23 protein-coding genes and 1 pseudogene are annotated in these 20882 nt (G+C 38.0%); 8 read left to right on the top strand and 16 right to left on the bottom strand.

Annotated elements, in window-relative coordinates; all coding sequences use genetic code 11:
* Positions 1 to 6: 6 nt before the first annotated feature.
* Complete coding sequence (locus CCS77_RS02380; protein WP_009294324.1) at positions 7 to 837, bottom strand: prephenate dehydrogenase; 831 nt, start codon at positions 835 to 837, stop codon at positions 7 to 9.
* An 89-nt stretch (positions 838 to 926) separates the two neighbouring features.
* Between CCS77_RS02380 and bamA the strand changes: the two genes are divergently transcribed.
* The 7 genes from bamA to recO all read left to right on the top strand — a co-directional run bounded on the left by bamA (position 927) and on the right by recO (position 7595).
* The gene (gene bamA / locus CCS77_RS02375; RefSeq protein WP_103636470.1) at positions 927 to 3182 is read left to right on the top strand and encodes an outer membrane protein assembly factor BamA; all 2256 of its coding nucleotides are present in this window, start codon (positions 927 to 929) and stop codon (positions 3180 to 3182) included.
* A gap of 129 nt (positions 3183 to 3311) precedes the next feature.
* The gene (accD, locus tag CCS77_RS02370; RefSeq protein WP_107916447.1) at positions 3312 to 4226 is read left to right on the top strand and encodes an acetyl-CoA carboxylase, carboxyltransferase subunit beta; all 915 of its coding nucleotides are present in this window, start codon (positions 3312 to 3314) and stop codon (positions 4224 to 4226) included.
* A gap of 2 nt (positions 4227 to 4228) precedes the next feature.
* A complete protein-coding gene (locus CCS77_RS02365; RefSeq protein WP_009294328.1) occupies positions 4229 to 4684 on the top strand; it encodes a 23S rRNA (pseudouridine(1915)-N(3))-methyltransferase RlmH in 456 nt (151 codons plus the stop codon).
* 11 nt (positions 4685 to 4695) lie between these two features.
* Entirely contained in the window at positions 4696 to 5052 is a 357-nt protein-coding gene (dksA, locus tag CCS77_RS02360; protein WP_021085778.1) for an RNA polymerase-binding protein DksA, read from the top strand.
* A 9-nt stretch (positions 5053 to 5061) separates the two neighbouring features.
* Positions 5062 to 6060, top strand: a complete 999-nt coding sequence (locus CCS77_RS02355) for a uroporphyrinogen III synthase HEM4 (RefSeq protein ID WP_107916446.1) — start codon at positions 5062 to 5064, stop codon at positions 6058 to 6060.
* Entirely contained in the window at positions 6057 to 6980 is a 924-nt protein-coding gene (locus CCS77_RS02350; protein WP_107916445.1) for a tRNA dihydrouridine synthase, read from the top strand. Before CCS77_RS02355 ends, CCS77_RS02350 begins: the two co-directional genes overlap by 4 nt.
* On the top strand, positions 6981 to 7595 hold the full coding sequence (recO, locus tag CCS77_RS02345; protein WP_021085792.1) for a recombination protein RecO: 615 nt from the start codon (positions 6981 to 6983) through the stop codon (positions 7593 to 7595).
* Here recO and CCS77_RS02340 read toward each other — a convergent pair.
* Positions 7592 to 8740: a Cj0814 family flagellar-dependent secreted protein gene (locus CCS77_RS02340; protein WP_107916444.1), complete on the bottom strand. Its 1149-nt coding sequence runs from the start codon at positions 8738 to 8740 to the stop codon at positions 7592 to 7594. The genes recO and CCS77_RS02340 overlap by 4 nt on opposite strands.
* Positions 8741 to 8875: 135 nt before the next feature.
* Between CCS77_RS02340 and CCS77_RS02335 the strand changes: the two genes are divergently transcribed.
* The gene (locus tag CCS77_RS02335; protein WP_107916443.1) at positions 8876 to 9859 is read left to right on the top strand and encodes a Cj0814 family flagellar-dependent secreted protein; all 984 of its coding nucleotides are present in this window, start codon (positions 8876 to 8878) and stop codon (positions 9857 to 9859) included.
* Between the two features lie 92 nt (positions 9860 to 9951).
* Here the strand turns inward: CCS77_RS02335 and CCS77_RS02330 are convergent.
* The 14 genes and pseudogenes from CCS77_RS02330 to atpC all read right to left on the bottom strand — a co-directional run bounded on the left by CCS77_RS02330 (position 9952) and on the right by atpC (position 20872).
* Positions 9952 to 10763 (bottom strand): annotated as a pseudogene (locus CCS77_RS02330) (cell surface protein).
* Between the two features lie 148 nt (positions 10764 to 10911).
* Positions 10912 to 11751 carry an SEL1-like repeat protein gene (locus CCS77_RS02325; protein WP_107916442.1) on the bottom strand — a complete coding sequence of 280 codons (840 nt, stop codon included), beginning with the start codon at positions 11749 to 11751 and terminating at the stop codon, positions 10912 to 10914.
* A 229-nt stretch (positions 11752 to 11980) separates the two neighbouring features.
* On the bottom strand, positions 11981 to 12691 hold the full coding sequence (locus CCS77_RS02320) for a Cj0814 family flagellar-dependent secreted protein (protein ID WP_201741723.1): 711 nt from the start codon (positions 12689 to 12691) through the stop codon (positions 11981 to 11983).
* Positions 12692 to 12827: 136 nt separating this feature from the next.
* Positions 12828 to 13586, bottom strand: coding sequence for a tRNA 2-thiocytidine biosynthesis TtcA family protein (locus tag CCS77_RS02315; protein ID WP_103613484.1), 759 nt, complete (start codon positions 13584 to 13586; stop codon positions 12828 to 12830).
* A complete protein-coding gene (locus CCS77_RS02310; protein WP_107916441.1) occupies positions 13583 to 14266 on the bottom strand; it encodes a 5'-methylthioadenosine/adenosylhomocysteine nucleosidase in 684 nt (227 codons plus the stop codon). The genes CCS77_RS02315 and CCS77_RS02310 overlap by 4 nt, the downstream gene beginning before the upstream one ends.
* The gene (gene fabD / locus CCS77_RS02305; protein ID WP_107916440.1) at positions 14263 to 15192 is read right to left on the bottom strand and encodes an ACP S-malonyltransferase; all 930 of its coding nucleotides are present in this window, start codon (positions 15190 to 15192) and stop codon (positions 14263 to 14265) included. The genes CCS77_RS02310 and fabD overlap by 4 nt, the downstream gene beginning before the upstream one ends.
* A 9-nt stretch (positions 15193 to 15201) precedes the next feature.
* A complete protein-coding gene (locus CCS77_RS02300) occupies positions 15202 to 15786 on the bottom strand; it encodes an FKBP-type peptidyl-prolyl cis-trans isomerase (protein ID WP_223154902.1) in 585 nt (194 codons plus the stop codon).
* Between the two features lie 55 nt (positions 15787 to 15841).
* Positions 15842 to 16684, bottom strand: coding sequence for a tetratricopeptide repeat protein (locus tag CCS77_RS02295; RefSeq protein ID WP_009294338.1), 843 nt, complete (start codon positions 16682 to 16684; stop codon positions 15842 to 15844).
* 13 nt (positions 16685 to 16697) lie between these two features.
* Positions 16698 to 17204 (bottom strand): OmpA family protein, encoded by a 507-nt coding sequence (locus tag CCS77_RS02290; protein WP_002939415.1) that lies wholly within the window; start codon positions 17202 to 17204, stop codon positions 16698 to 16700.
* Between the two features lie 64 nt (positions 17205 to 17268).
* The gene (tolB, locus tag CCS77_RS02285) at positions 17269 to 18525 is read right to left on the bottom strand and encodes a Tol-Pal system protein TolB (RefSeq protein WP_107916439.1); all 1257 of its coding nucleotides are present in this window, start codon (positions 18523 to 18525) and stop codon (positions 17269 to 17271) included.
* A gap of 24 nt (positions 18526 to 18549) precedes the next feature.
* Positions 18550 to 19497, bottom strand: a complete 948-nt coding sequence (locus CCS77_RS02280; RefSeq protein ID WP_002939376.1) for a TonB C-terminal domain-containing protein — start codon at positions 19495 to 19497, stop codon at positions 18550 to 18552.
* A 1-nt stretch (position 19498) separates the two neighbouring features.
* Positions 19499 to 19897, bottom strand: coding sequence for a biopolymer transporter ExbD (locus CCS77_RS02275; RefSeq protein ID WP_002939405.1), 399 nt, complete (start codon positions 19895 to 19897; stop codon positions 19499 to 19501).
* On the bottom strand, positions 19898 to 20482 hold the full coding sequence (locus tag CCS77_RS02270) for a MotA/TolQ/ExbB proton channel family protein (protein ID WP_009294341.1): 585 nt from the start codon (positions 20480 to 20482) through the stop codon (positions 19898 to 19900).
* Positions 20483 to 20872, bottom strand: coding sequence for an ATP synthase F1 subunit epsilon (gene atpC / locus CCS77_RS02265; RefSeq protein ID WP_002939398.1), 390 nt, complete (start codon positions 20870 to 20872; stop codon positions 20483 to 20485).
* Positions 20873 to 20882: the final 10 nt, after the last annotated feature.

Below are 20882 nucleotides of genomic sequence, written 5' to 3'. Positions count from 1 at the left end.
AGTTAATTACAAAATTTCTCTTACGGCTCTAGCTTCGCTCATCCAATCAAAAAGCTCATCCCAGCGCTCGTCTTTTATAAGATCTTTGCATAAATTTAGCTCTTTTTCAAACATATTTATCGCGGCAACGACATTATTTTTATTTTGCTTAAAGATATCGCTCCACATAAATGGCGAGCTCTTTGCAACACGTATCATACCCTTAAATGTAGGCCCGCCAAGGGCTACGATATGCCTTTTATCCTCTTCTTTTAAGATCCCGCTAGCAAGCGAAAATGCAATAGCGTGAGGCAGATGCGAGATGAGACCCACGTGATGATCATGCTCTTTTGCACTCATGAAAATGATTTTCATGCCAAGGCAAGAAAATAACTCAACGCTTCTTTTTACATGTTTTTCTGCACTCTCAGCAAAGTCGCAAACTATGACAGTCGCCCCTGTGTAAAGTGACTTAAAGGCAGCCTCAGGACCAGAGTACTCAGTACCTGCCATCGGGTGAGCTGGGATGAAATTTTTACGAATTTTTTCTGGCACGGCTTCTATTATCTTTTGCTTTGTCGAGCCAAAGTCAATGATCGTCGTATCTTCACTAATGTCAGTTAAATTTTGCACGATGCTTACGATAGCCTCAACTGGAACAGCCAAAAAGATGATGTCACACTTCTTTTTCATCTCATCAATGCTTAAAATTTCATGCACCAAGCCAAGTTCTAGCGCTTTTTTGCTGTGATTTTCATCTTTATCATATCCGCTAACACATGAGATCAATTTTTCATCTTTTAGTGCAAGACCAAGCGAGCCGCCCATAAGACCAAGTCCGATGATACCTATTTTCATAAAAAACCTTTAAAATTATAAAATTTAAATTTTTTAAAAATAAAATATGATATTATACGCACTTATACTAAAACTCTAGGTTAAATTTAATGAAAAAGAAATTATTTTTACTAGCACTAGCTTTAAGCGGTCTAAATGCGCAAACTATTCAGTCAATAAATTTCAAAGGTCTAATCCACCTTTCGCCTGATGTAGCCACTCAGATAATGGGGCTAAAAGTCGGTCAAGAGCTAACGCCAAAGCTTAGCGACAAGGCTATCACAAATTTATACAAGCAAAATTATTTTGATGATATCTACATAGAAGATACGGGTAGTGGCAATCTTTTAGTAAAAGTAAAAGAGAAGCCAAGTGTAGCTAGAGTCGATCTAAAGGGCGTTGTGACAAACGACAAAACTGCGATCGAGTCGCTAATCAACATAAAACCTGGCAATATGTATGATGAGCTAACTATCGAAAAAACAAAAGAGAGAATTCGCCAGTATTACGAGTCAAAGGGCTACTTTGACACAGTTGTAGATGTAGAAAAACAGCCAGTTGCAGACAACGACAGCTCACTTTTTATCACTCTAAATATAAACCGCGGCGAAAATATGATAATCAAAAAGGTAAATTTAGTCGGCGCAAAAGAGTTTGACTATGATGATATCGAGCCAGTTGTTGCAAACAAAAGTAGAGAATTTATGGGTTGGCTTTGGGGCAGAAACGACGGAAAAGTTAAACTTTTTGAGCTTGAAAATGACCCAGCAAGAATTCAAGATAAATATTTTCAAAAAGGCTATCTAGACGCGACTGTTTCGTCACCTTATCTAAATGCATCATTTGATAACTACACAGCCGATCTTACATACTACATCCACGAGGGCGAGCCTTATAAGGTTTCAAACGTAAGCATCACAGCACCTGAAGAGCTAGGACTTGATACTAAAAAGATCATAGACGACTTTAGACTTGAAGCTGGCGATACGATGAACTCAGCAAGACTTCGCCAAGATATGAAAAAGCTTGACGATATGGTCGCTGACAAGGGCTATGCATTTGTCAAAGTATATCCAAAGACTGATAAATTTGATGAAAATAAAACAGTTGATATCGACTACGAAGTTGATCCTGGCGAAAAAGTATATATAAGAAACGTTCAAATTTCAGGAAACGATAGAACAGTTGATCGTGTCGTAAGACGTGAGCTATATCTAACTGAGGGAAATTTATATAGTAGAACCGACCTTCAAGACTCAAAAGATGCACTAAAAAGAACAAGCTACTTTGATGATGTCGAGATAGAAGAGGATCCAGTTGATAAAAACACAGTCGATCTAAAAGTAAAAGTAAAAGAGGCCTCAACTGGCTCAATAAGCGGTGGTATCGGATACGGAAGTAGCGATGGCTTGCTGCTAAACGCTGCACTTTCTGACACAAACATCTTTGGCTCTGGCCTTCAAGGACAAGTAAGCGTTGATAAGAGTGATAGAGAGCTTTCGGGTCAGATAAGTCTTACAAATCCAAGAATTTTTGACTCAGAGTATAGCCTTGGCGGAACACTCTATGCAAACGACTATGACTGGAGAACATATAAAGAGAGAAGCTACGGCTTTAGCACAACACTAGGTAGAAAATTAACCAGAAATTTAAGTGCATCACTTACTTATAACATCGAGCAAAGTAAAGTTACTTTAAAAGATGATGAGCTTAGAGATATAAATAGATACACAGGCAAAGAAATTTATAGAGAAGGCAAGGCTATAAAAAGCGCTATAACTCCAGCTTTAACATATAATAGCACCGATGATTACTACTTGCCAAGACGCGGTATCATAGCTAGCACATCATTTGAGATAGCAGGACTTGGCGGCGATATGGATTTTGTTAAAAACCGCACAAATTTCAACTACTATCTAGGTCTTAGAGAGTACATCGACTACGATCTTATCTTAAGATATAAAGCAAGCTTTGGCAAAATTTGGGAGAGAGGCTATACTCCGATTAACGAAAGACTTTACCTTGGTGGTATAAGAAGCTTACGTGGTTACGAGAGCAGAACCGTATCTCCAAAAGTAAAATATAATGGCGATTACTATGAATACGGCGGCGAGACTTCATTTAACAACTCAGTTGAGATGAGCTTTCCTATAATAGAGCGTGTCAAAATGCGTGGCGTTGTATTTTACGACTATGGTATGATCGGCGAAAATAGTCTAAATGAGATAAAAAGATCATCAGTTGGTACAGGTATCGAGTGGATAACACCTATCGGACCACTTCAACTAATCTTCGCAAAAGCTCTTAAACCTAAAGAGGGCGATGATACAAATACATTCGAATTTACTATCGGAAGACGCTTCTAATAAGATACTTTTAAGGGGCTAGTTTGCCCCTTAAATCCCCCACAAACAAACAAACTTTAAGTCATATAAGAAAAAGCAAGGCTAACATTAGATATAATCCCACAATTTTTAATATAAGTGGGTAAAAAGATGAATTTCTCAGACATTTTTTCAAAGATAAGAAAAGCTCAACCTCGTCCAGAAGAAGCACCTACACACTGGGTAAAATGCGACAACTGCCACTCACTGATGTATTACAAAGAAGTTGAAGCTTGTTTTAATGTATGCCCAAAATGCGGCTACCACATGAGATTAAAAGCTGATGATCGCATAAATTTGATCTGCGATGAAGGTAGCTTTGTAGAATTTGACGCAAATTTAAAACCAGTAGATCCTTTAAATTTTGTCGATAAAAAATCATACAAAAAAAGAATCACAGAAAATAAAGAAAAGACAGGACGCACAAGCTCAGTGATATGCGGCGAAGGCAAATGCAACGGGCAAGAGATCCAGCTAGTTGTTTTTGACTTTGGCTTCATGGGCGGCTCACTAGCTTCAGTCGAGGGCGAAAAGATCGTAAGAGCGATAAAACGCGCGATCGAAAAATGCCAAGCCTTAATCATCGTAAGCGCATCTGGTGGCGCTAGAATGCAAGAGAGCACATTTTCTTTGATGCAGATGTCAAAGACTTCAGCAGCCCTAAAACTTCTTGATGAAGCAAGACTACCATATATTTCTATCCTTACAGATCCTACGATGGGCGGCGTTAGTGCATCATTTGCATGGCTTGGAGATCTAATAATCGCTGAACCTGGCGCGCTAATAGGCTTTGCAGGACAAAGGGTTATCAAACAAACCATAGGCGCTGATCTTCCAGAGGGCTTTCAAAGGGCTGAATTTTTGCTTGAACATGGTCTTATAGATGACATCGTGCCAAGAAGCGAGCACAAAAAATATATAAGCGATATGGTTAAATTTCTTACAAGCAACAAAAAAGCCGTTAAAAACGAGGCGACAAGCGAGAGTGAAGCTGGCTTTGAGCTAAAGCTAAAAACCAAAGGGTAAGTTTGGAAATTTCGGTTTTTAGCATTCAAAAATCATCGCGTGATAACTTTGAAAACGAGATACAAGAATATATAAAAATGAGTGCAAAATTTGCCAAGATAAACGACAAAATCATATTTAATGAAAAGATAGCAAAGGCTCAAAGCAGCGGCAGAAGTGATGCGCTAAGAGCTTATGATGAAATTTACGAGCCAAATTTAAAAGGCTTTTGTGTGATGCTTGATGAAAATGGCTCACAGCTTGACAGCCAAGAATTTGCTCAAATTTTAAACTCAAATTCACAGATCAATTTTTTCATAGGTGGAGCTTATGGGCTTAGCCAAAATTTAAAAAACAAGGCACAAAAAGTCGTAAGCTTAAGCAAGATGACTATGGCGCACAAAGTCGCCAAGCTCGTACTTTTTGAGCAAATTTTTAGAGGGCTTTGTATCAATGCAAACCACCCATATCACAAATAAAGGAATATAAAATGACTCAAAACGAGCTAAATTTTTTCAAAAAACTACTTGAAGATAGAAAGTTACAAATCAAAAAAAATATTTATGACTCATCAGTTGAAGTAAGTGGCCTAAGAGATAGTGGAGTAAGCGATGAATTTGACATCGCTTCAGTAAATACTGACCAGCTTATAGAGCAGTCTATATCAACCCAGCAAAGAGCCGAGCTTCACGAGATCGACGAGGCGCTTGAGAAGATAGCAAACAAGACTTATGGAATTTGTGACATGTGCGAAGAGGAGATCGGCGTCCCTCGCCTAAAAGTAAAACCGCATGCAAAATACTGCATAGCTTGTCGTGAGATAATAGAAAAAACAGCAAAAAACTAAGGAGAAAATATGAAAACCAGAAAATTTCTCGTCTACTGCATCATCTACACAGCAGTTGTTGCAGGACTTACCTATTCTCTTAATAGTTCAGACTTCACCTTTGAGCTCTTAGGTCAAGCCATAACCTTGCCAGTAGCTGTCTGGGTGGCACTTCCAGTAGCCCTTTTGGCGCTCCTTGCCCTACTTCACATCGCATATCACGGATACGCCTTTTATAGATATAAAAAATGGATAAAAAAAGATAGCCAGCTCTACAAAGACCTTGCAAAAGAGACGCTTCTTGGCTTTGAGAGCAACAAAGACTTCAAAACCGATACTTACAAGATCGCCTCACAGCTCACACGCTCTATCTCACCAGTAGGCGAGCTTAAAGATGTTGGCGTTGATGACGGCGAGATAAATAACATTTTACAAACCATAAAAAGCATAAAAAACAAAGAGATCGTCGATCTAAAGAAATTTAGACTAGCAAAAGATAGCAAGCTAAACATCCTAAACGAGCTAAACAAGATCGAGCAGATGCCTACTTACTATCTTGATGTGCTTAAAAATCAAGAGCAAAACGATAGCCTTAAAAAGGCAGCCTTCTATAAGCTCATAAAAACAGCTTCATTTAGCGAGATTAAAAAAATCGATCCAGAGCTAGCAAGCGAAGATATAATGACCATTATCACGCGTTTTGTAAATGATGAGATCGACCTAAGTAGCGATGAAATTTTCGATCTTTTAAATAATGCAAAAGTAACAAAAGCACAATACGACAAAGCAGCTATAATGCTTAAAAATAAACTAAAACCAGACGCATTTATCGGCATCTTTGAGAAGCTAAAAAGCATCCATGCTGACGCTGATGAAGCCTACGTATATGCGCTATTTGAGCTTCAAATGCTTGATAAAGTAAGAGAAGCTATCGAGGGCAGCGACCCTGATGAGTTTAAAGAGATAAAGGTTTTACTATTTTTGCGAGATAACGGCAAAATGGTGCCTAGCTCGCTATTTTTTAAATGATAGACTTTAGTAAAAAGCCACTTTTCTTAGCGCCACTTGCTGGTTTTTCTGACCTGCCGTTACGAAGCGTCGTCAAGAAATTTGGCTGCGACGTCACTGTTAGCGAGATGATCAGCGCAAATGCTCTGGTCTATGAGAGCAGTGACAAAACCCTTGAAATGCTTAAAAAGTCCCCAAACGAAGAGCCCTACGTCGTCCAAATAGCTGGTAGCGACATAGAAAATTTAAAAAAAGCCGTGTTGATAATCAATAAATTTGATGGGATTTATGGGCTCGATCTAAACTGTGGCTGCCCTGTACCAAAGGTCGTTAGACAAGGCGCAGGATCGGCTTTACTAAACGACCTAGACAAACTTCAAAGCATAATCGAAGCCATAAAAAGCATCTCAAACAAAGAGAGCCTAAGCGTTAAATTTAGACTTGGCTTTAACGACAAAAATGAAGAGAAAATCGCAAAGGCCTGCGAAGAAGCGGGCGCAGACTACATCGCAGTGCATGGGCGCACCAGAGCTGGTGGATACAGCGCAAAGGTTGATTATGAAGCGATCGCTAGAGTAAAAGCGAGCGTGAAAATCCCAGTTATTGCAAATGGCGACATAAACGCGCAAAATGCAGATGAAATTTTAAATCTCACAAAATGCGACGCCCTTATGATCGGTAGAGCAAGCATCGGCAACCCTTGGATATTTCACGAGATAAAGACCAAAAGTAGCGTGGATAAGGCACTAAAACAAGAGATCATACTAGCTCACTTCGACGCTATGATCGAGCACTACGGCGAGCACGGACTTTGCATATTTAGAAAGCACCTCCACCAATACAGCAAGGGCATAGACGGCGCAACAACATTTAGAAACGATGTAAATTTTATCAAAGATGTGGCAGCGATGAGAGAGCGCATAAGGGAGTTTTTTGCCTAGATGCAAGGCTACATCCTGCGCGTGCAAAAGGTCAGAGACGAGGACCTTTTAGTCTTTGTGCTAACGCCAAATTTGCTCGTAAAGTCATATAGATTTTTTGGCGCACGCCACTCAAACATCATGACTGGCTACAAGATCGACTTTGAGCTCGAGCAAGAGGCTAAGTTTCTACCAAAGCTTAGAAGCATACTTCACCTTGGCTTTAAGTGGCTGCTAGAGCGCGACAAACTCATCATTTGGCAGCAGTTTATGCGCCTACTTTATGATCATCTAAAAGAGGTCGAGCAGCTCGATGAAATTTACTTTTTTGAGCTTGATCGCTGCGCCAAACAGATGCAGCTACAAAACCCAAAACGCCTTATCATCGAAAGCTACGTCAAAATTTTAGAGTATGAAGGCAGGCTTCACAGCGAGCTTGAGTGCTTTATCTGCGACGAGGAGATAGAAAGCGAGCTTTGCCTAACTCGTGGCTTTTTGCCCTCTCACAAGCACTGCCTTGATAGAAGCGAATTTGACGCTAGCAAGATCAAAAATTTGTTTGATACAAAAAGCACGATCGAGCTAAATGACGATGAGATAAACCGCCTTTATAAAATTTTACTTGACGGACTTTAGGCTTTTACCTTCATCCTCTCATCAAATTCTTTTAAAACATCCATTATTTTATTTGCTAGTCCCTCAAGCGTTTGATCTTTTTTTAGCTCTAAATTTCTAAGCTTTAAAATCCTAGCTAGTATATCTTTTAGATCTTTCTTGCCAGATAGTATCTCATTATAATAAGCTTTTGGTATGCCTATCTCGCTTCTATCTTGCTTTGTAAGTATGAGTTTGTCTCTATATACATTGCGAGCCTCATCAGTTATCCTTGTTGTGCCACCTTGCAACACAAGACCTTGCTCGTTTTTTAAAAATGCGACAAAGATTTGCTCCTTTGTATAGCCTTGTTCATTATCATATACAGACATATCAGGCTTAAAGTCATATCCAGCACTACTAACCCACATATAAGGGATAGTATGCTCAGTTGTCATAACTTCTGGAGAGAAGTCAAGGAAATTTCCATTAACTTCTACATTTATGTCTTTTAGATCATTCATTAGCTTACGCGCATCGTCTGCATCTTGGGCTGTCCTGAAGACATGAGTTACCTTCTCATTACTCCTATCAGTTAGCCCATCTATCTCATCGCTCGACATCCTACCCATTAGATATTCGGAATAATCTATTTTTTTATCTTTTGAAAAGTAGCCCTTTGGCATCTTTGCTAGATCTTCATTTGAGTAAAATTCTTTGCCCTTGCTAATAACTCCAGCTGAAATTTGATCAAAAATTTTATAGTATTGCTTGATGGTATCTGCTAGATCGATATTTGCAAAGCTATCCTCTCCAAATAGCACATTATCTTTTTTTGTATTCATTGAAAAATTTGTAAAGTTTGGGTGTTTTTGATTGTGTAGCACTATCGCATCAAGCGTGCTTTTGTGGATTTTAAAGTCCTGTGGCAAGCCTGCTGCCTTGTTAAAATCAGCTCCCATAAATCCTTTAGCATCTACACTATATCCATAACCCTCTTGTGAAGTAAATTTAGCCTGATAAAGAGAGTCGATACTACTAGATGAAACAAAGTCATTCTTGGGAGTAGTGGTTTGGCTGATCGAATTTATATTTGGAGTGTTAGGCAAGAAATTTGCAAAGCCTTCGCTTTTTGTCTGTTTTTGGTAGTGCTGTTTTGTTAAGATGGAGTTATAAGAGACTTTCATAGCTTACTCCTTGAATTTAGCTTCAAAGAGCAAGCAAAAGTTGTGCCGAAAAATTTGCTTCTTATCTATCTTTTGCAAATCAAACCACTGGAACACCTTTTGCTTTAAACATAAAAGAAGCTATGAGGTTAAGCTATGAATGATATTAGCATCTTAAGCACAAATGTAAATTCATATACTAAGCAACAGCACAAACAAGACAGGTCTTCAAATTTTAGTGATATCTTTAACCAAAAGACCAAAGAAAAGAGTAGTGAGCCAAGCCAAGAGCCAGCTAAATTTAACTATATCTCTTCTTCACAAAACAGCCTCATCTCATTAAATTTTAATGACCTTCAAGCTTATGGTTACACAGTAGATAAGGCTAGCTTTATGGGAGCTGACTTTAACAAAGCAGCAGGCTTACCACAGGACTTTAAAATCCATAAAAGCACGCTTGATGAGATAGTTAGATACAACAACAAAACATATCTCTTTACGCAAGATAGAAGCAAGGCTGCCTTTGAAAAGATAGACGTAGCTGATACTACAAAGCACTACTATAAACTTTTTAAAAGCATTGTAGGTGATGAAAAAGATAGATATAGCGAAGCTGATCTAGCAAATTTACCAAAAGGCTTTAGCTTGGATACCAACCAAAAAACATTTGGTAAAAATGCAAATTTCTTAAAAGATGTGAGCCTAATATCTGTTACAAATGTATATAAAACATTTGATCAATTTAACGATGCAAAGAGCGTTAGAGATGAGCTTAGAGGCTTTGGAGTAAGCCACGAGGTCTATGAGCTAAATTTTAGCAAAGAGCGTCTTGGCACAAGAGCCAGTGATGAATATACATTCAATCCAGATATGTCGGTATATCAAGCAGATAATACTTATAGCAATGCTGGTGTATTTGTGGGATTTTTAAAGAGCTTTAGTCCTATCGCTAGTGATAGTGGCGAGACGAAGCTTAGCGTGGAGGCAAGCTCTTACTCAAAGCTAATGAGTGAGCAAAGCCTAGCTGATGATATGGTGCCTCTCTCAAGGCTTTTAAAAAATGAGAAGATGATCAAATTTATTTTAGAAGAGTTACTAAAAAGAAATACTCACTTCAAAATACGGCAAAAGTGCTGGTGAGATAGTAGATAGTGTGCTAGCTCATGCCACAAAGCTTCAAAATGAGACAAAAGTTTAAATAGATAAATTTAAAAGGTGGCTATCTTTATCCATCAAGCCATCTTATTTAAAATTTGCTTCTTATCTATCTTTTGCATAAGCTCTAAGACATCTATGCCTCTTTTTTCTTTAAATTTTAAAAGTTCTCTTGCATAGAGAAATTTTTGATCCTTGTTTATATCATAGGTCTCATACTTCTTTTTAACCTGCATAGGTTTAAATTTCTTCTCGCTTTGCTCTTTGGCAAAATTTGCATTATATTCTTGTTCTTCTTTATGTAGTTTGGCTAGAAATTCTTTATGCTCTTTTGTGGTTTTTTCTACATCTTCTCTATAAAGCTTCTTAAACTCTTCTATGCTTAGATCAGCTCTAACAAACAAAGCAGCACCATCATTGCTCATCATAGTGCCTTCTGGAAATGATTTTACAAAGGCTTCTAGTTCTGCCTCCTCTTCTGCTGTGCCAAGACCAATCATAAAGCCAATTATTGTTGGCTTGCCATTAACAGAGTTGGTAAGTAGCCAATCCATATAGCTTTGCAGCTCTCCAACTCTAAATTCCTCCATAGTTTCTGGAGGGTATTTTGACGCTAAAGCTCTTCTTTCTTTCATGGGGTAATCAGACAGCATATTATCATTCGATTTATAGTATCTGTTATCCAGCCCTCTTTACTTTGGTCTATATCAATAAATTCTTTTACATTATCAGTCCAGGGTCTAAACATATACTTTGAGTAATCAAATTTTTCTTCGCTGACGCTTTTGTCTTGCTTGCCTTCTTTGGTTATATTTTCTGTTGCATTTTCTTTTTGAATAGTGTTATCTTGTATCGGTGTATTGATAAGTCCGTTTATGCTAGTTATCATTTTCAATTCCTTTGAAAGTAATGGCCTACAATAAAATTTGTAGACCACTTAAATTTTTACCAACCGCCTAGGTCAGATTCCATTCTTCTTTTAAAAGCGTCTCGTAATTGTCTAACAACGGTAAAGAACATCTCATGCTAATTAATTTTTAATAGCCTTTTTCGTTTAGCTTTCTGTAATTATCACATCCCAACTGAAGTCCTAAATCACAAGCATTCCCGTAATATTGTTTTGCAGTGTAAAAATCTTGTTTTACACCTCGACCGTTGTTGTATGAAACCCCTAAGTTATAGCAACCATTAGCATTTCCACTATCACAAGCTTTTTTAAACAGTTTAACAGCTTTTTGGTAATCTTGTTTTACGCCTAGACCGTTGTTGTGTGAAACCCCTAAGTTATAGCAACCATAAGCATTTCCACTATCACAAGCTTTTTTAAACAGTTTAACAGCTTTTTGGTAATCTTGTTTTACGCCTAGACCGTTTACATATAAAACCCCTAAGTTATAGCAACCCGCATCATTTCCACCATCGCAAGCTTTTTGATAAAGCTGCCCAGCTTTTTGGTAATCTTGTTTTACACCTAGACCGTTGTCGTATAAAAGCCCTAAGTTAGAGCAACCCTCAGCATTTCCACTATCACAAGCTTTTTGATAAAGCTGCCCAGCTTTTTGGTAATCTTGTTTTACGCCTAGACCGTTTACATATAAAACCCCTAAGTTATAGCAACCCGCATCATTTCCACCATCGCAAGCTTTTTGATAAAGCTGGGCGGCTTTTTGGTAATCTTGTTTTACACCTTGACCTTTTACATATAAAAGCCCTAAGTTATAGCAACCCATAGCCTCTCCACTATCACAAGCTTTTTTAAGCAGTTCAACAGCTTTTTGGTAGTCGCCTTTCTCGTAAGCTTCTATTCCCGATTCAATAAGATCTTTGGAAAACCCAATAGAAAATAAAACTACAAGTAAAACTAAAATTCTTTTCATTTTTACCTCTTTAATTTAACCTAATAGACGATATTTTGTCTTTTTTAAACTTAAATTATTATTAATTATATATTTACTTTTGTGATAAAATAGTATATATAAGCTTACCTACCATTTCCTATACTTTTTTCCTATACTTTTCTAAAAAATAAACTCTGGTTTTGGTTTATATTTTTTTAGGAGAAATGGGTCAAATTTCAAGCATAAATTTACTCCTAAACTCTCGTATCTACCTTTTTATAAAGCCTATCTTTGCTAGATAGTTCCTTAAATTTGATGCGAGCTTCATCTCATCTTCGCTACTAAAGATGTTTGTCACGACCTCGTTTTTGCGACTATTTAAAAAGTCAATATTTGATCTATCGCTCAAATCTGCGTTAAAATCGATGCCTTTCATACCTTGCGAGATGTAGCCTTTTGGCAAATTTGCTATGTCGCTATCTGTAAAACTATCTTTGTTTAAACTCTTACCCATTACCTGAGAAAAAATAGCGTAATACTGACCTATCGTGTCTGCAATGTCGATATTTTCAAAGACGTCATTGTCAAAAAGCTTGCCGCTTGCGTTGCTGTAAAGGACACTATTTATGTTATTTTGCTTTGTTGCGAAGTTTAGAAATTCTTTTATCGTGCTTTTGTGAAGCTTAAAGTCCTGTGGCAAGCCGGCTGCTTTATTAAAGTTAGCGTCCATAAAGCCAGCATTGTCGCTTTGATAAGCTAGCTCATTTTTATCTTTAAATTTCACGCTATAAATGCTTTGCTGTGTATCTTTTGTAAGCTCAAGTCTTTGTAAATTTTGTGCAATGTCTTTTATTTTTTCATTATTTGCAAGAGCGTTTTGAAATTTGACACTTTCGGACTGCTCTTTTTGAAGTTTCCTTGCTTTTGCCTCAGTAGCTACTGAGCTATACTTTTGCGTGCTAACACTAAAAATGCTCATCTTTCATCCTTGCTCATCAAATTTATATTTAGTAAGCAAGGAGCGTTCCTGCTTCAAAATGAGTTGTGACTTCTGGGTAGTTGTAAGAAATTTGGTTTTAAATTTAGCTCAAAAGGGCAAAAACGAAGAGTTAAATTTACTCTTCGCTGCCTTCGTTGATACCAAAAAATGTATCTGTGTGGATGTTTTCAAATGCTGCTTTAAGTGATGTAAAAAGCTTTGGATTTTCTTTCTCTAAATTTGCTAGAAGCTGCTTAGTCTCATATCTAGCATGTGGCATCTTCACGTCAAATCTCATCGCAGGACACGCCTCATCGCCAACAACCCTTAGCTCATTTTTGATCGCATTTTCGCGAAGCTGTCTCTCACGCACAAAGATAAATGGCCTGATCACAATGATGCCATTTTTTGCTTTGTATTTTGGAGCAAGCGTCCTAAGCGCGCCATTGTAGGTGAAATTCATAAAAAAGCTCTCTGCTGCGTCGTCCAAGTGGTGAGCGATCGCAAGCTTGTTAAAGCCGTGCTTTAGCGCATAGGTGTAAAGATACCCTCTTCTCATGCGCGAGAAAAAGCTGCAAAAGCTAGAATTTTTGCGGATCTTCTCCTTTGATATCTCAAATATCGAGCTATCTATCACCTCATGCTCTATGCCATGCTCGTTGCAGTGCTTGGTAAGATACGCGTAGTCTTCGCCCATGCCGTAGCTTAGCGTCACTGCCTTAAACTCAAATTTCTCAGGTGTGACGTTTTGGATGTGCTTTAGCACGTGAGCGAGTGCGAGGCTATCTTTGCCGCCGCTAAGACCGAGCAAGATCTTATCTCCGCCCTCTATCATCTTATATCTAGCGTTTGTTTGGCCAACTTGCCTAAGCAGTCTCTTGCTAAGCTCTATCATAAGCTCTCCACCATTTCTAGGATAAATTTAGCGCTGACGTTTGCTGAGTCTTGTAAGAATTTATCAAAGTCAAACTCAGCCTCATTGCCAGCTCCGTCGCTAATGGCTCTAAGGATGAAAAACGGCACGCCAAGCGTCTCGCAAACTAGCGCAACGCTCGCACCCTCCATCTCGGTAGCACTCGCGTTAAATATCTTTTTGATCCACTCTTTTTTCTCGTTGTCACAGATGAACTGATCGCCAGTTGCGATGATGCCTGAATTTAGGCTCATGCCCTTTTTGCTAGCGACATTTTTAGCTAGCTCATTTAGACCTTCATCGCTTTTTACAAATATGCTAGTCCCTGGCACAAAGCCGTATGGATGCCCAAACGCCGTGATGTCAAGGTCGTGCTGCACAAGGCTAGTGGCATATAGCATATCGCCTATCTTTAAGCTCTCATCAAGTGAGCCAGCAACACCAGTAAAAAGCAGTTTTGAAGCCTTAAATTTCTCTATCATCAAGGTCGCAGTGATCGCCGCATTTACCTTGCCGATCTTCGAGTAGGCGATGACTAGGTCTTTGCCTTTGTAGTTTGCCTCGTAAAATTTATTATTTGCATATTCGGTAGTTCTATACTCGCCAACCATCTCAAGGATCGGCGTGATCTCCTCTTGCATCGCTCCAAGTATCGCTATCATCTCTCCTCCAAAATCTTCACAACCTCTTCAAGGCTCGCCATGTCAGTGACGCTGTATGTCGGTTTTTCTGTGATCTTTTTGTTTATGCCTTTTAGTGTCGCAGCACCAAGCTCGATAAAGCAATCAACCTCGTTTTCGTAGTTTTTGATGCTTTGCTTATAGCGAACTGGATGCGTTAGCTGCTCTTTTAAAAGAACTAATGCTTCATTTTTATCGGTGTAAATTTTTGCATTTACGTTTGAAACGACTGGGGCAAAATTTGCAGCCAAAATGCCCTCAAGCTCGTTTGCTAGTTTAACACTAGCTGGCTCAAGTATCGGGCAGTGGCTAGCTACTGACATATTTAAAAGCATCGCTCTTTTTGCACCTGCTTCTTTAAATTTTGTCTCGTATTTAGCAAGGTCAGCCCTCACGCCAGCTACAACTATCTGACCATCGCAGTTGTAGTTCGCAGCGTAAATTTGCAGTCCCTCATCCTGTGCTTCTTTACAAATCTCCTCAACGACTTCATCGCTAAGTCCAAGCACCACCATCATGCCAGCATCTTTGCCAACGCAGGCTTCTTGCATAAATTTACCACGTAAATTTACAAGTCTAATCGCTTCAACAAAGCTAAACGCACCACTAACTGCAAGAGCTGTAAATTCTCCTAGCGAGTGACCTAGGCTAAACTCTGGCTTAGCCTTTATGCGCTCACTAAAAGCTAGATAGCTCATAAGCGAGTTTAAAACGATAGCTGGCTGAGTAAATTCTGTCTTATCTAGCTTGTCGTTTTGAGTAAATAAAAGCTCTTCAAAGTCAATGCCTGTGTCGTTGCAAGCGTCATTTAATAGAAGTTTTGCCGAAGAGAAATTTTCATAAAATTCTTTTCCCATACCAATATTTTGCGAGCCTTGACCCGCAAAAATAAAAGCAAATTTTTTCATTTTGGCTTCTTAGTGGTGGTGATGTCCGTGACCACCGCAACCGCAACCACCTTCGCCATGTCCGTGACCACCGCAGCACTCATGCTCGTGATCATGATCATGTCCGCCACAACCGCAAGTGTGAGCGCCTGCTACCATGCCAGTTGCTTTTTCATCTTCAGTAGCGTCTCTAACTTCTAAAATTTCAACATTAAACAGCAAGTCTTTGCCAGCGTATGGGTGGTTAAAATCAACTGTTACTTCGTCATCTTTGATCTCTTTAACGATGACACGAACGCTTGAGCCATCTTCATTTTGACCAAAAAGCTCCATGCCTTCATGTAGGTCTATGCCAGCAAATTGCTCTTTTGGAAGTGATTGGATGGCATCTTTATTGTATTCGCCACAACCCTCAGCAGCTTTAATGTTTATAGTAGCTTTGTCACCTGATTTTAGTTTGCTAACTTCTTCTTCAAGCTTTTCTATAATGTGGCCATGCCCTGTAATAAAAGAAATTTGACCACCTTCTTGCATATTTGACTCTAAAATTTCGCCAGTATTAGCGTCTTTTAGCTCATAAAACATAGTTATAACTTGATCTTTACTCACAATAATCTCCTTGGAATTTAGTTTTGATTAATGTGAGATTATATCTAAAAAAGAGTAAATTTTAGTTTCTGTTAGGAGCGGCTTTGGCTTCTTTGCTATCTGGATAGCCTACTTTTAAAGCCTTATAAAACCTGTTGGCACTTTGAGTATCACCGATCTTATCAAAGCTTATAGCTGTGTGATACAAAAGTTTTGGAGTGTAGTCAGCCTTATCTTCACTTTGTATACTTTTTTTATAGTATTGTATGGCTGTACTGTATGATTTTTGACTATAAGCAACTTCACCTAGATAATAATTTGAAGCACCAGTTTTATAGCCTTTTTTGTTTAAATATTCAAAATACTCAGCTGCTTCTGTGCTATTGCCAGAATTTAAAAGCTTAATGCCATCAGCTAAAATGTCCTTGTCGCTTTTGCCACTAAAATTTGAAGTTGGCTTATTTTGTTGTTTTGGATTTGCATTTTGCTTTGGTTGAGCAGCGTTTTTATCCATTATCGCGCCTAATTTATTTAAGGCAGCAGTAATATTTTTATAGTTTTTATCTTGTATATCTCTAGTCTCATCAACATAAGCTTTTAATGATGTCAAACTTACACCAGAATCGCTTATACCACCATTGACTTTGGTTTCGATATCGTTCATTCTTTGCTCAAGCTTGTTCATCCTAGCACTCATGCTCTCGATCAAGCTTTGCAAACCTTGAAGTTGTTCTGAAACATTATCCATGTTTTCTTCAATATTTTGAACACTTCTTTTATTGCTTAGAGTTGCCTTTTCATCATCTGTTAGTCCATATGGATTTGCGCTATCCATATTACCTGCGTCAAATGCCGAAACTTCTTGAGCTGAACTTATAGAGAAAGCGGCTCCAAGAAGAGCCGCAATGATTATTTTTTTATTCATTATTACTTACAGATTAAGGAAGTACTTTGAAATCTGCACGTCTGTTTTGAGCGTCGCAAGCTTTTGTTTTGTCTGTACAAACTGGGTTGCTTTCGCCAAAGCTTACTACAGCGATTCTATCAGCGCTAACGCCATTTCTTACAAGAGCATCTTTAGCACTTTTAGCACGTTTTAGACCAAGAGCATAGTTATACTCATCTGTACCCCACTCGTCGCAGTTACCTTCTACTTTTATAGAAAGAGCTTGAGCGTCAGCTTGGTTAAATACTGATGCATTTGAGCTAACAACACCTTGTTGGTCAGCTTTGATATTAAATTTATCAAAGTCAAAGTATACACTTTTAACTTGGCTCTCGATGTTAGCGATAAGAGCTGCTAATCTATCAGCATCACTCATGCTACCTGAGTTATCTGCAGATTGATTTGAATTTGCATTCATATCAACTTCAGGGTTTTTAGAGCTACAACCGCTCAACAATAAAGTTGCAACTGCAACACTTGCTAGAACTACTTTTTTCATTCCATATCCTTTTTGAAAAATTTGGTCGAATTATAACATATTTTTTTTAAATATTACCAGAATATTACCAATCAATAGATTGAATTTTACCTACTTTTAGTGGAAATTGGAAACTCCTGTTCTCATTTAATCTAACAACGCCAAGCGAGCTTTGACCGCCAAGTTCTTTGATAAAAACAACACTTTGACCATCACTTGAAAATCTTGGATAGTTATTTTTACCATTTGCTGTAAGCTGGCGAATAAAATCAGTTTGAGTTGAGATTAGATAGATATTAAAGCCACCACTAGCCTCTCTACTTGAATAAACTACATAGTTTTCAAAAGTGCTTACTGAGTTATTATTTTTGCCATGAAACACCATTTGCTCAACACTTCCGCCTGAAGTTGCAGGTGTTGCAAAGATGTTTGGATATCCAAGTCTATCTGAGACAAAAACTATCCTACTGTCATTATCTACGAAATTTCCATTTACATCAATGCCTGGATAGTTTGTGATCTGAGTTAAATTTTTGCTACCTGTATTATAGATGAAAATATCTGGTTGATCTTTTGGAGCCATAGTTAATAGAATTTTACTTCCATCTTTGCTAACATCAGATGCTATAAGCATACCCATACTATCTATTATCTTTGTTTTAGTGCCTGAATTTAGATCATATCTAAACAAAGTTGGTCTATTATTTACATAAGATGTATAGTAAAATTTACTCTGATCAGCGCCTGCCCATTTAGGGAAGATATTTAGACCGCCGCTTACGATCGTCTTTTGATACGTAAGTGTGTAATCAGCCACTATAATAGAGCTTTGGCGAGCCGAAGTGTATTTTGCTAGGATGATAAATTTCTCCATCCAGCCAACTGGTGGTAAATTTAGCTCATTTGTTAGCTCAACTATACTTTTGTGTGCCAAAAACGGATACTTCGCGCCATCAGGCATGTTATATACTCTCTCATACCTTGTAGTTGCAGTTTTAGCATCGATGAGTTTTACTCTTAAAGTAAGAGGTGAGCCCATAGAACCCTCAAGAGCATATCTAAAGATAAGCTCAACACCTTTGTCGCTCATTGTATTTGTAGCTGCTGTTCCCTCATAGGTTGAAGGCACATGATCTTCGATAACCTCAAAGTCTGAGCTAACTTTCAAGTCACCTAGCATGATCTTAAAGAATTTATCTTTAAAGCCTGCATCACTAACAGCTGTAGTTGCATCTTGCAAAGCTATCTTTGGCAAAGCAACACCTTGGTTGATAACAGATATCGTCGCATCAGCAGCATAAAGCCCTAGAGCAACGCACAAAAAAAGAAAAATTTTCTTCATCTCTACTCCGTAAATTTATAAATTTTAGTTTATTTTATCTTCTAAATTTAAATTAAAAGTAGTACTTTTGTCTGGATTAAATGGAAATTTCTCTGCAGTAAGCTTTTCCAGACACTCTCTAACCTTTGCATTAAACTCTTCATTATATGATAGCTCTAAAATTTCATAGCTGAAATTTCCACTCTGATCTATCATGACTTTTACTTTGGCAAGGTTTGCAGAGTCAGCTTTATAGCTTTGCCATCTTCTTTGAATTTGTTTTGTTATGGCTCCCATCAATGGATCATAAGTGCCGGTCATTTGTGACTTTGGAGCTGTTGGGTTTTGATCTATCTTTAAACTCTTAATTATGTCGCTAGCCTCTTTTGCAGCTTTTGAGCTAGAAGCCTCGCTTTTTTTGCGGCTTTGCACTTTATTTTCAGCCTTTTTTATACCATCATCTTTTTTAAGCTTAGTCGAGTCTATGTCACTAAAGAGATCTTTTATATTTGGCTCTTTTGGTTTTGGCTTTTCAACTGGCTTTGGCGTAGGTTTAGGCTCTGGTTTTGGCTCTGGCTTGACATCCTCTTTAGGCTCTTCACTAGGTTTTGGGATTTCAGGTTTTGGTTCTGGTTTTTTAGGCTCAGGTTTTGGCTCTTCTTTTGGAGGAGTTGGCAAGCTTGGGGTTGGTAATGGCTCATCTGGCACAACAGGTTTATTTGTAGTCTCTTGTTTATCTTCTTCTGACTCTTTTTTAGGTTCTGGTTTTGTCTCTTTTACGACCTCTTTTGCTTGTTTTGGTGCTTTTATGGTTTGATCAACTTCTCTATCAACCATAACTACATCCATAATAGCATCTTTGTCATCAGTATATTTTTTAGGAGGTTCGCTAAAAAAAGTAAGCTTTATAAACAAAGCAAGCACAATGATAATGTAAATACAAAACGCTACAAAAAACGAACTAAGCGTTGGAAATTTAACTTTATTAGGCATCTTAACCGTTTGTCTCTAAAGCTACTTTATTAAAACCAGCACCTTTTAAAGTCTTTAATACAAACATAACATCATCGTATTTTAAATTTTTATCAGCCTTTATGTATATAGGCGAGGTTTTGTCATATTTTGCACTCATTAGTGCAATGTTATCTGGAAGTTCAGCAAGGCTCATTGTACTTTGATCTATTCTAACTTGTCCTTGTGCATTTATAGAGACTATAAGATCTTTTTGTTTAGACGTAGATGTTTTTGCCTTTGAGCCATCTGGCAATGTTATATCTTCTTGATATGTTATAGTTGGCATTGTAACCATTAAAATAGCCAACAAAACAAGCATGATATCAACAAGAGGCGTTATGTTTAACTCTGGTGTTTCGTCGTCAAATTTAAGAGCCATCTATAACGTCTCGTCATCTTTTTTAAGTGCTATCATAACGTCAGCTTGACGCTCGATAACGCTCATTAATTCGTAAGCTTTTCTTTTTATAAGCAAGTTAAATGTATATGCTGGGATCGCAACAAAAATTCCACAACCTGTCGCAACAAGCGCTTCTGAAATAGCTGGGGCTATAACTCCAAGAGATGAACCTGCACCATTTCCTAGCTGTGAAAATGTCTCCAAGATAGATACAACTGTTCCAAAAAGACCGATAAATGGAGAAGTAGAAGCTATTACACTAAGCCATGTAAGCCCACTTGTAGCATTTTTTTCGGCAATGCTTATGCAAACATTTAGCTTTTCTTTCGAAATTCTACCACTTGCACACTTCTTTAAAGATGAGTCATTTGGTATATTTTTAGCGCCCATAAGTAGTGCTTCTAGCGCATTTTGCTCGCGTTTTTGCCAAGCTCCTATGCCAGCCATTCTTGAAAAAAGAATTGTAAAACTAACTATAAAATATATTGACAACCAAGTTAAAACTATAATTGTAATAAAGCTACTTCTTTGAATGTAATTTAAAAATATATCTATTCCGCCCACTTATCTTGCTCTCACTACATTTTCCATTTTTGATATAGTTGCTGCAAAAGCATTTGTATCACTGCTCATACTCTCTATCAAATTTCTAGCAGCTTCTAATGAATTTGCAAGCTCACTTTCGCTATTGCCAGAGACATAGACCGCACCGTCAGCTAGTATAACTACCTTGCCTTCGTCGATCTTTGCATAGCCCCAGTTAATAGCAACTACATCATGCTTTTTATGCTTATCTTCTATATCTATAATACCTGCTTTTAAAAGAGATATTAATGAGGCGTGGTTTGGCAAAACACCAAACTCACCCTCGCTACCTGGAAGCACTACACTACTCACGTCATCATTAAATATCTGACCTTGAGGAGTTACGATCTCTAAATGTAATTTATCCATTACGCTTCCT

It is taken from the genome of Campylobacter concisus (assembly GCF_003048375.1).
In the GTDB taxonomy this organism is placed as follows: domain Bacteria; phylum Campylobacterota; class Campylobacteria; order Campylobacterales; family Campylobacteraceae; genus Campylobacter_A; species Campylobacter_A concisus_T.
Note: the sequence above shows the minus strand (reverse complement) of the source record. Positions and strands in the feature narration are given on the sequence as shown.

What these genes read in the sequence shown, in the direction of transcription:
- atpC (WP_002939398.1), bottom strand. Translation starts at nt 20,872, where the DNA reads ATGGATAAATTACATTTAGAGATCGTAACTCCTCAAGGTCAGATATTT.
- recO (WP_021085792.1), top strand. Translation starts at nt 6,981, where the DNA reads ATGCAAGGCTACATCCTGCGCGTGCAAAAGGTCAGAGACGAGGACCTT.
- CCS77_RS02280 (WP_002939376.1), bottom strand. Translation starts at nt 19,497, where the DNA reads ATGCCTAATAAAGTTAAATTTCCAACGCTTAGTTCGTTTTTTGTAGCG.
- bamA (WP_103636470.1), top strand. Translation starts at nt 927, where the DNA reads ATGAAAAAGAAATTATTTTTACTAGCACTAGCTTTAAGCGGTCTAAAT.
- CCS77_RS02340 (WP_107916444.1), bottom strand. Translation starts at nt 8,740, where the DNA reads ATGAAAGTCTCTTATAACTCCATCTTAACAAAACAGCACTACCAAAAA.
- CCS77_RS02355 (WP_107916446.1), top strand. Translation starts at nt 5,062, where the DNA reads ATGAAAACCAGAAAATTTCTCGTCTACTGCATCATCTACACAGCAGTT.
- fabD (WP_107916440.1), bottom strand. Translation starts at nt 15,192, where the DNA reads ATGAAAAAATTTGCTTTTATTTTTGCGGGTCAAGGCTCGCAAAATATT.
- CCS77_RS02380 (WP_009294324.1), bottom strand. Translation starts at nt 837, where the DNA reads ATGAAAATAGGTATCATCGGACTTGGTCTTATGGGCGGCTCGCTTGGT.
- CCS77_RS02295 (WP_009294338.1), bottom strand. Translation starts at nt 16,684, where the DNA reads ATGAATAAAAAAATAATCATTGCGGCTCTTCTTGGAGCCGCTTTCTCT.
- CCS77_RS02335 (WP_107916443.1), top strand. Translation starts at nt 8,876, where the DNA reads ATGAATGATATTAGCATCTTAAGCACAAATGTAAATTCATATACTAAG.
- accD (WP_107916447.1), top strand. Translation starts at nt 3,312, where the DNA reads ATGAATTTCTCAGACATTTTTTCAAAGATAAGAAAAGCTCAACCTCGT.
- CCS77_RS02325 (WP_107916442.1), bottom strand. Translation starts at nt 11,751, where the DNA reads ATGAAAAGAATTTTAGTTTTACTTGTAGTTTTATTTTCTATTGGGTTT.
- CCS77_RS02275 (WP_002939405.1), bottom strand. Translation starts at nt 19,897, where the DNA reads ATGGCTCTTAAATTTGACGACGAAACACCAGAGTTAAACATAACGCCT.
- CCS77_RS02310 (WP_107916441.1), bottom strand. Translation starts at nt 14,266, where the DNA reads ATGATAGCGATACTTGGAGCGATGCAAGAGGAGATCACGCCGATCCTT.
- CCS77_RS02315 (WP_103613484.1), bottom strand. Translation starts at nt 13,586, where the DNA reads ATGATAGAGCTTAGCAAGAGACTGCTTAGGCAAGTTGGCCAAACAAAC.
- CCS77_RS02350 (WP_107916445.1), top strand. Translation starts at nt 6,057, where the DNA reads ATGATAGACTTTAGTAAAAAGCCACTTTTCTTAGCGCCACTTGCTGGT.
- CCS77_RS02320 (WP_201741723.1), bottom strand. Translation starts at nt 12,691, where the DNA reads ATGAGCATTTTTAGTGTTAGCACGCAAAAGTATAGCTCAGTAGCTACT.
- CCS77_RS02290 (WP_002939415.1), bottom strand. Translation starts at nt 17,204, where the DNA reads ATGAAAAAAGTAGTTCTAGCAAGTGTTGCAGTTGCAACTTTATTGTTG.
- dksA (WP_021085778.1), top strand. Translation starts at nt 4,696, where the DNA reads ATGACTCAAAACGAGCTAAATTTTTTCAAAAAACTACTTGAAGATAGA.
- tolB (WP_107916439.1), bottom strand. Translation starts at nt 18,525, where the DNA reads ATGAAGAAAATTTTTCTTTTTTTGTGCGTTGCTCTAGGGCTTTATGCT.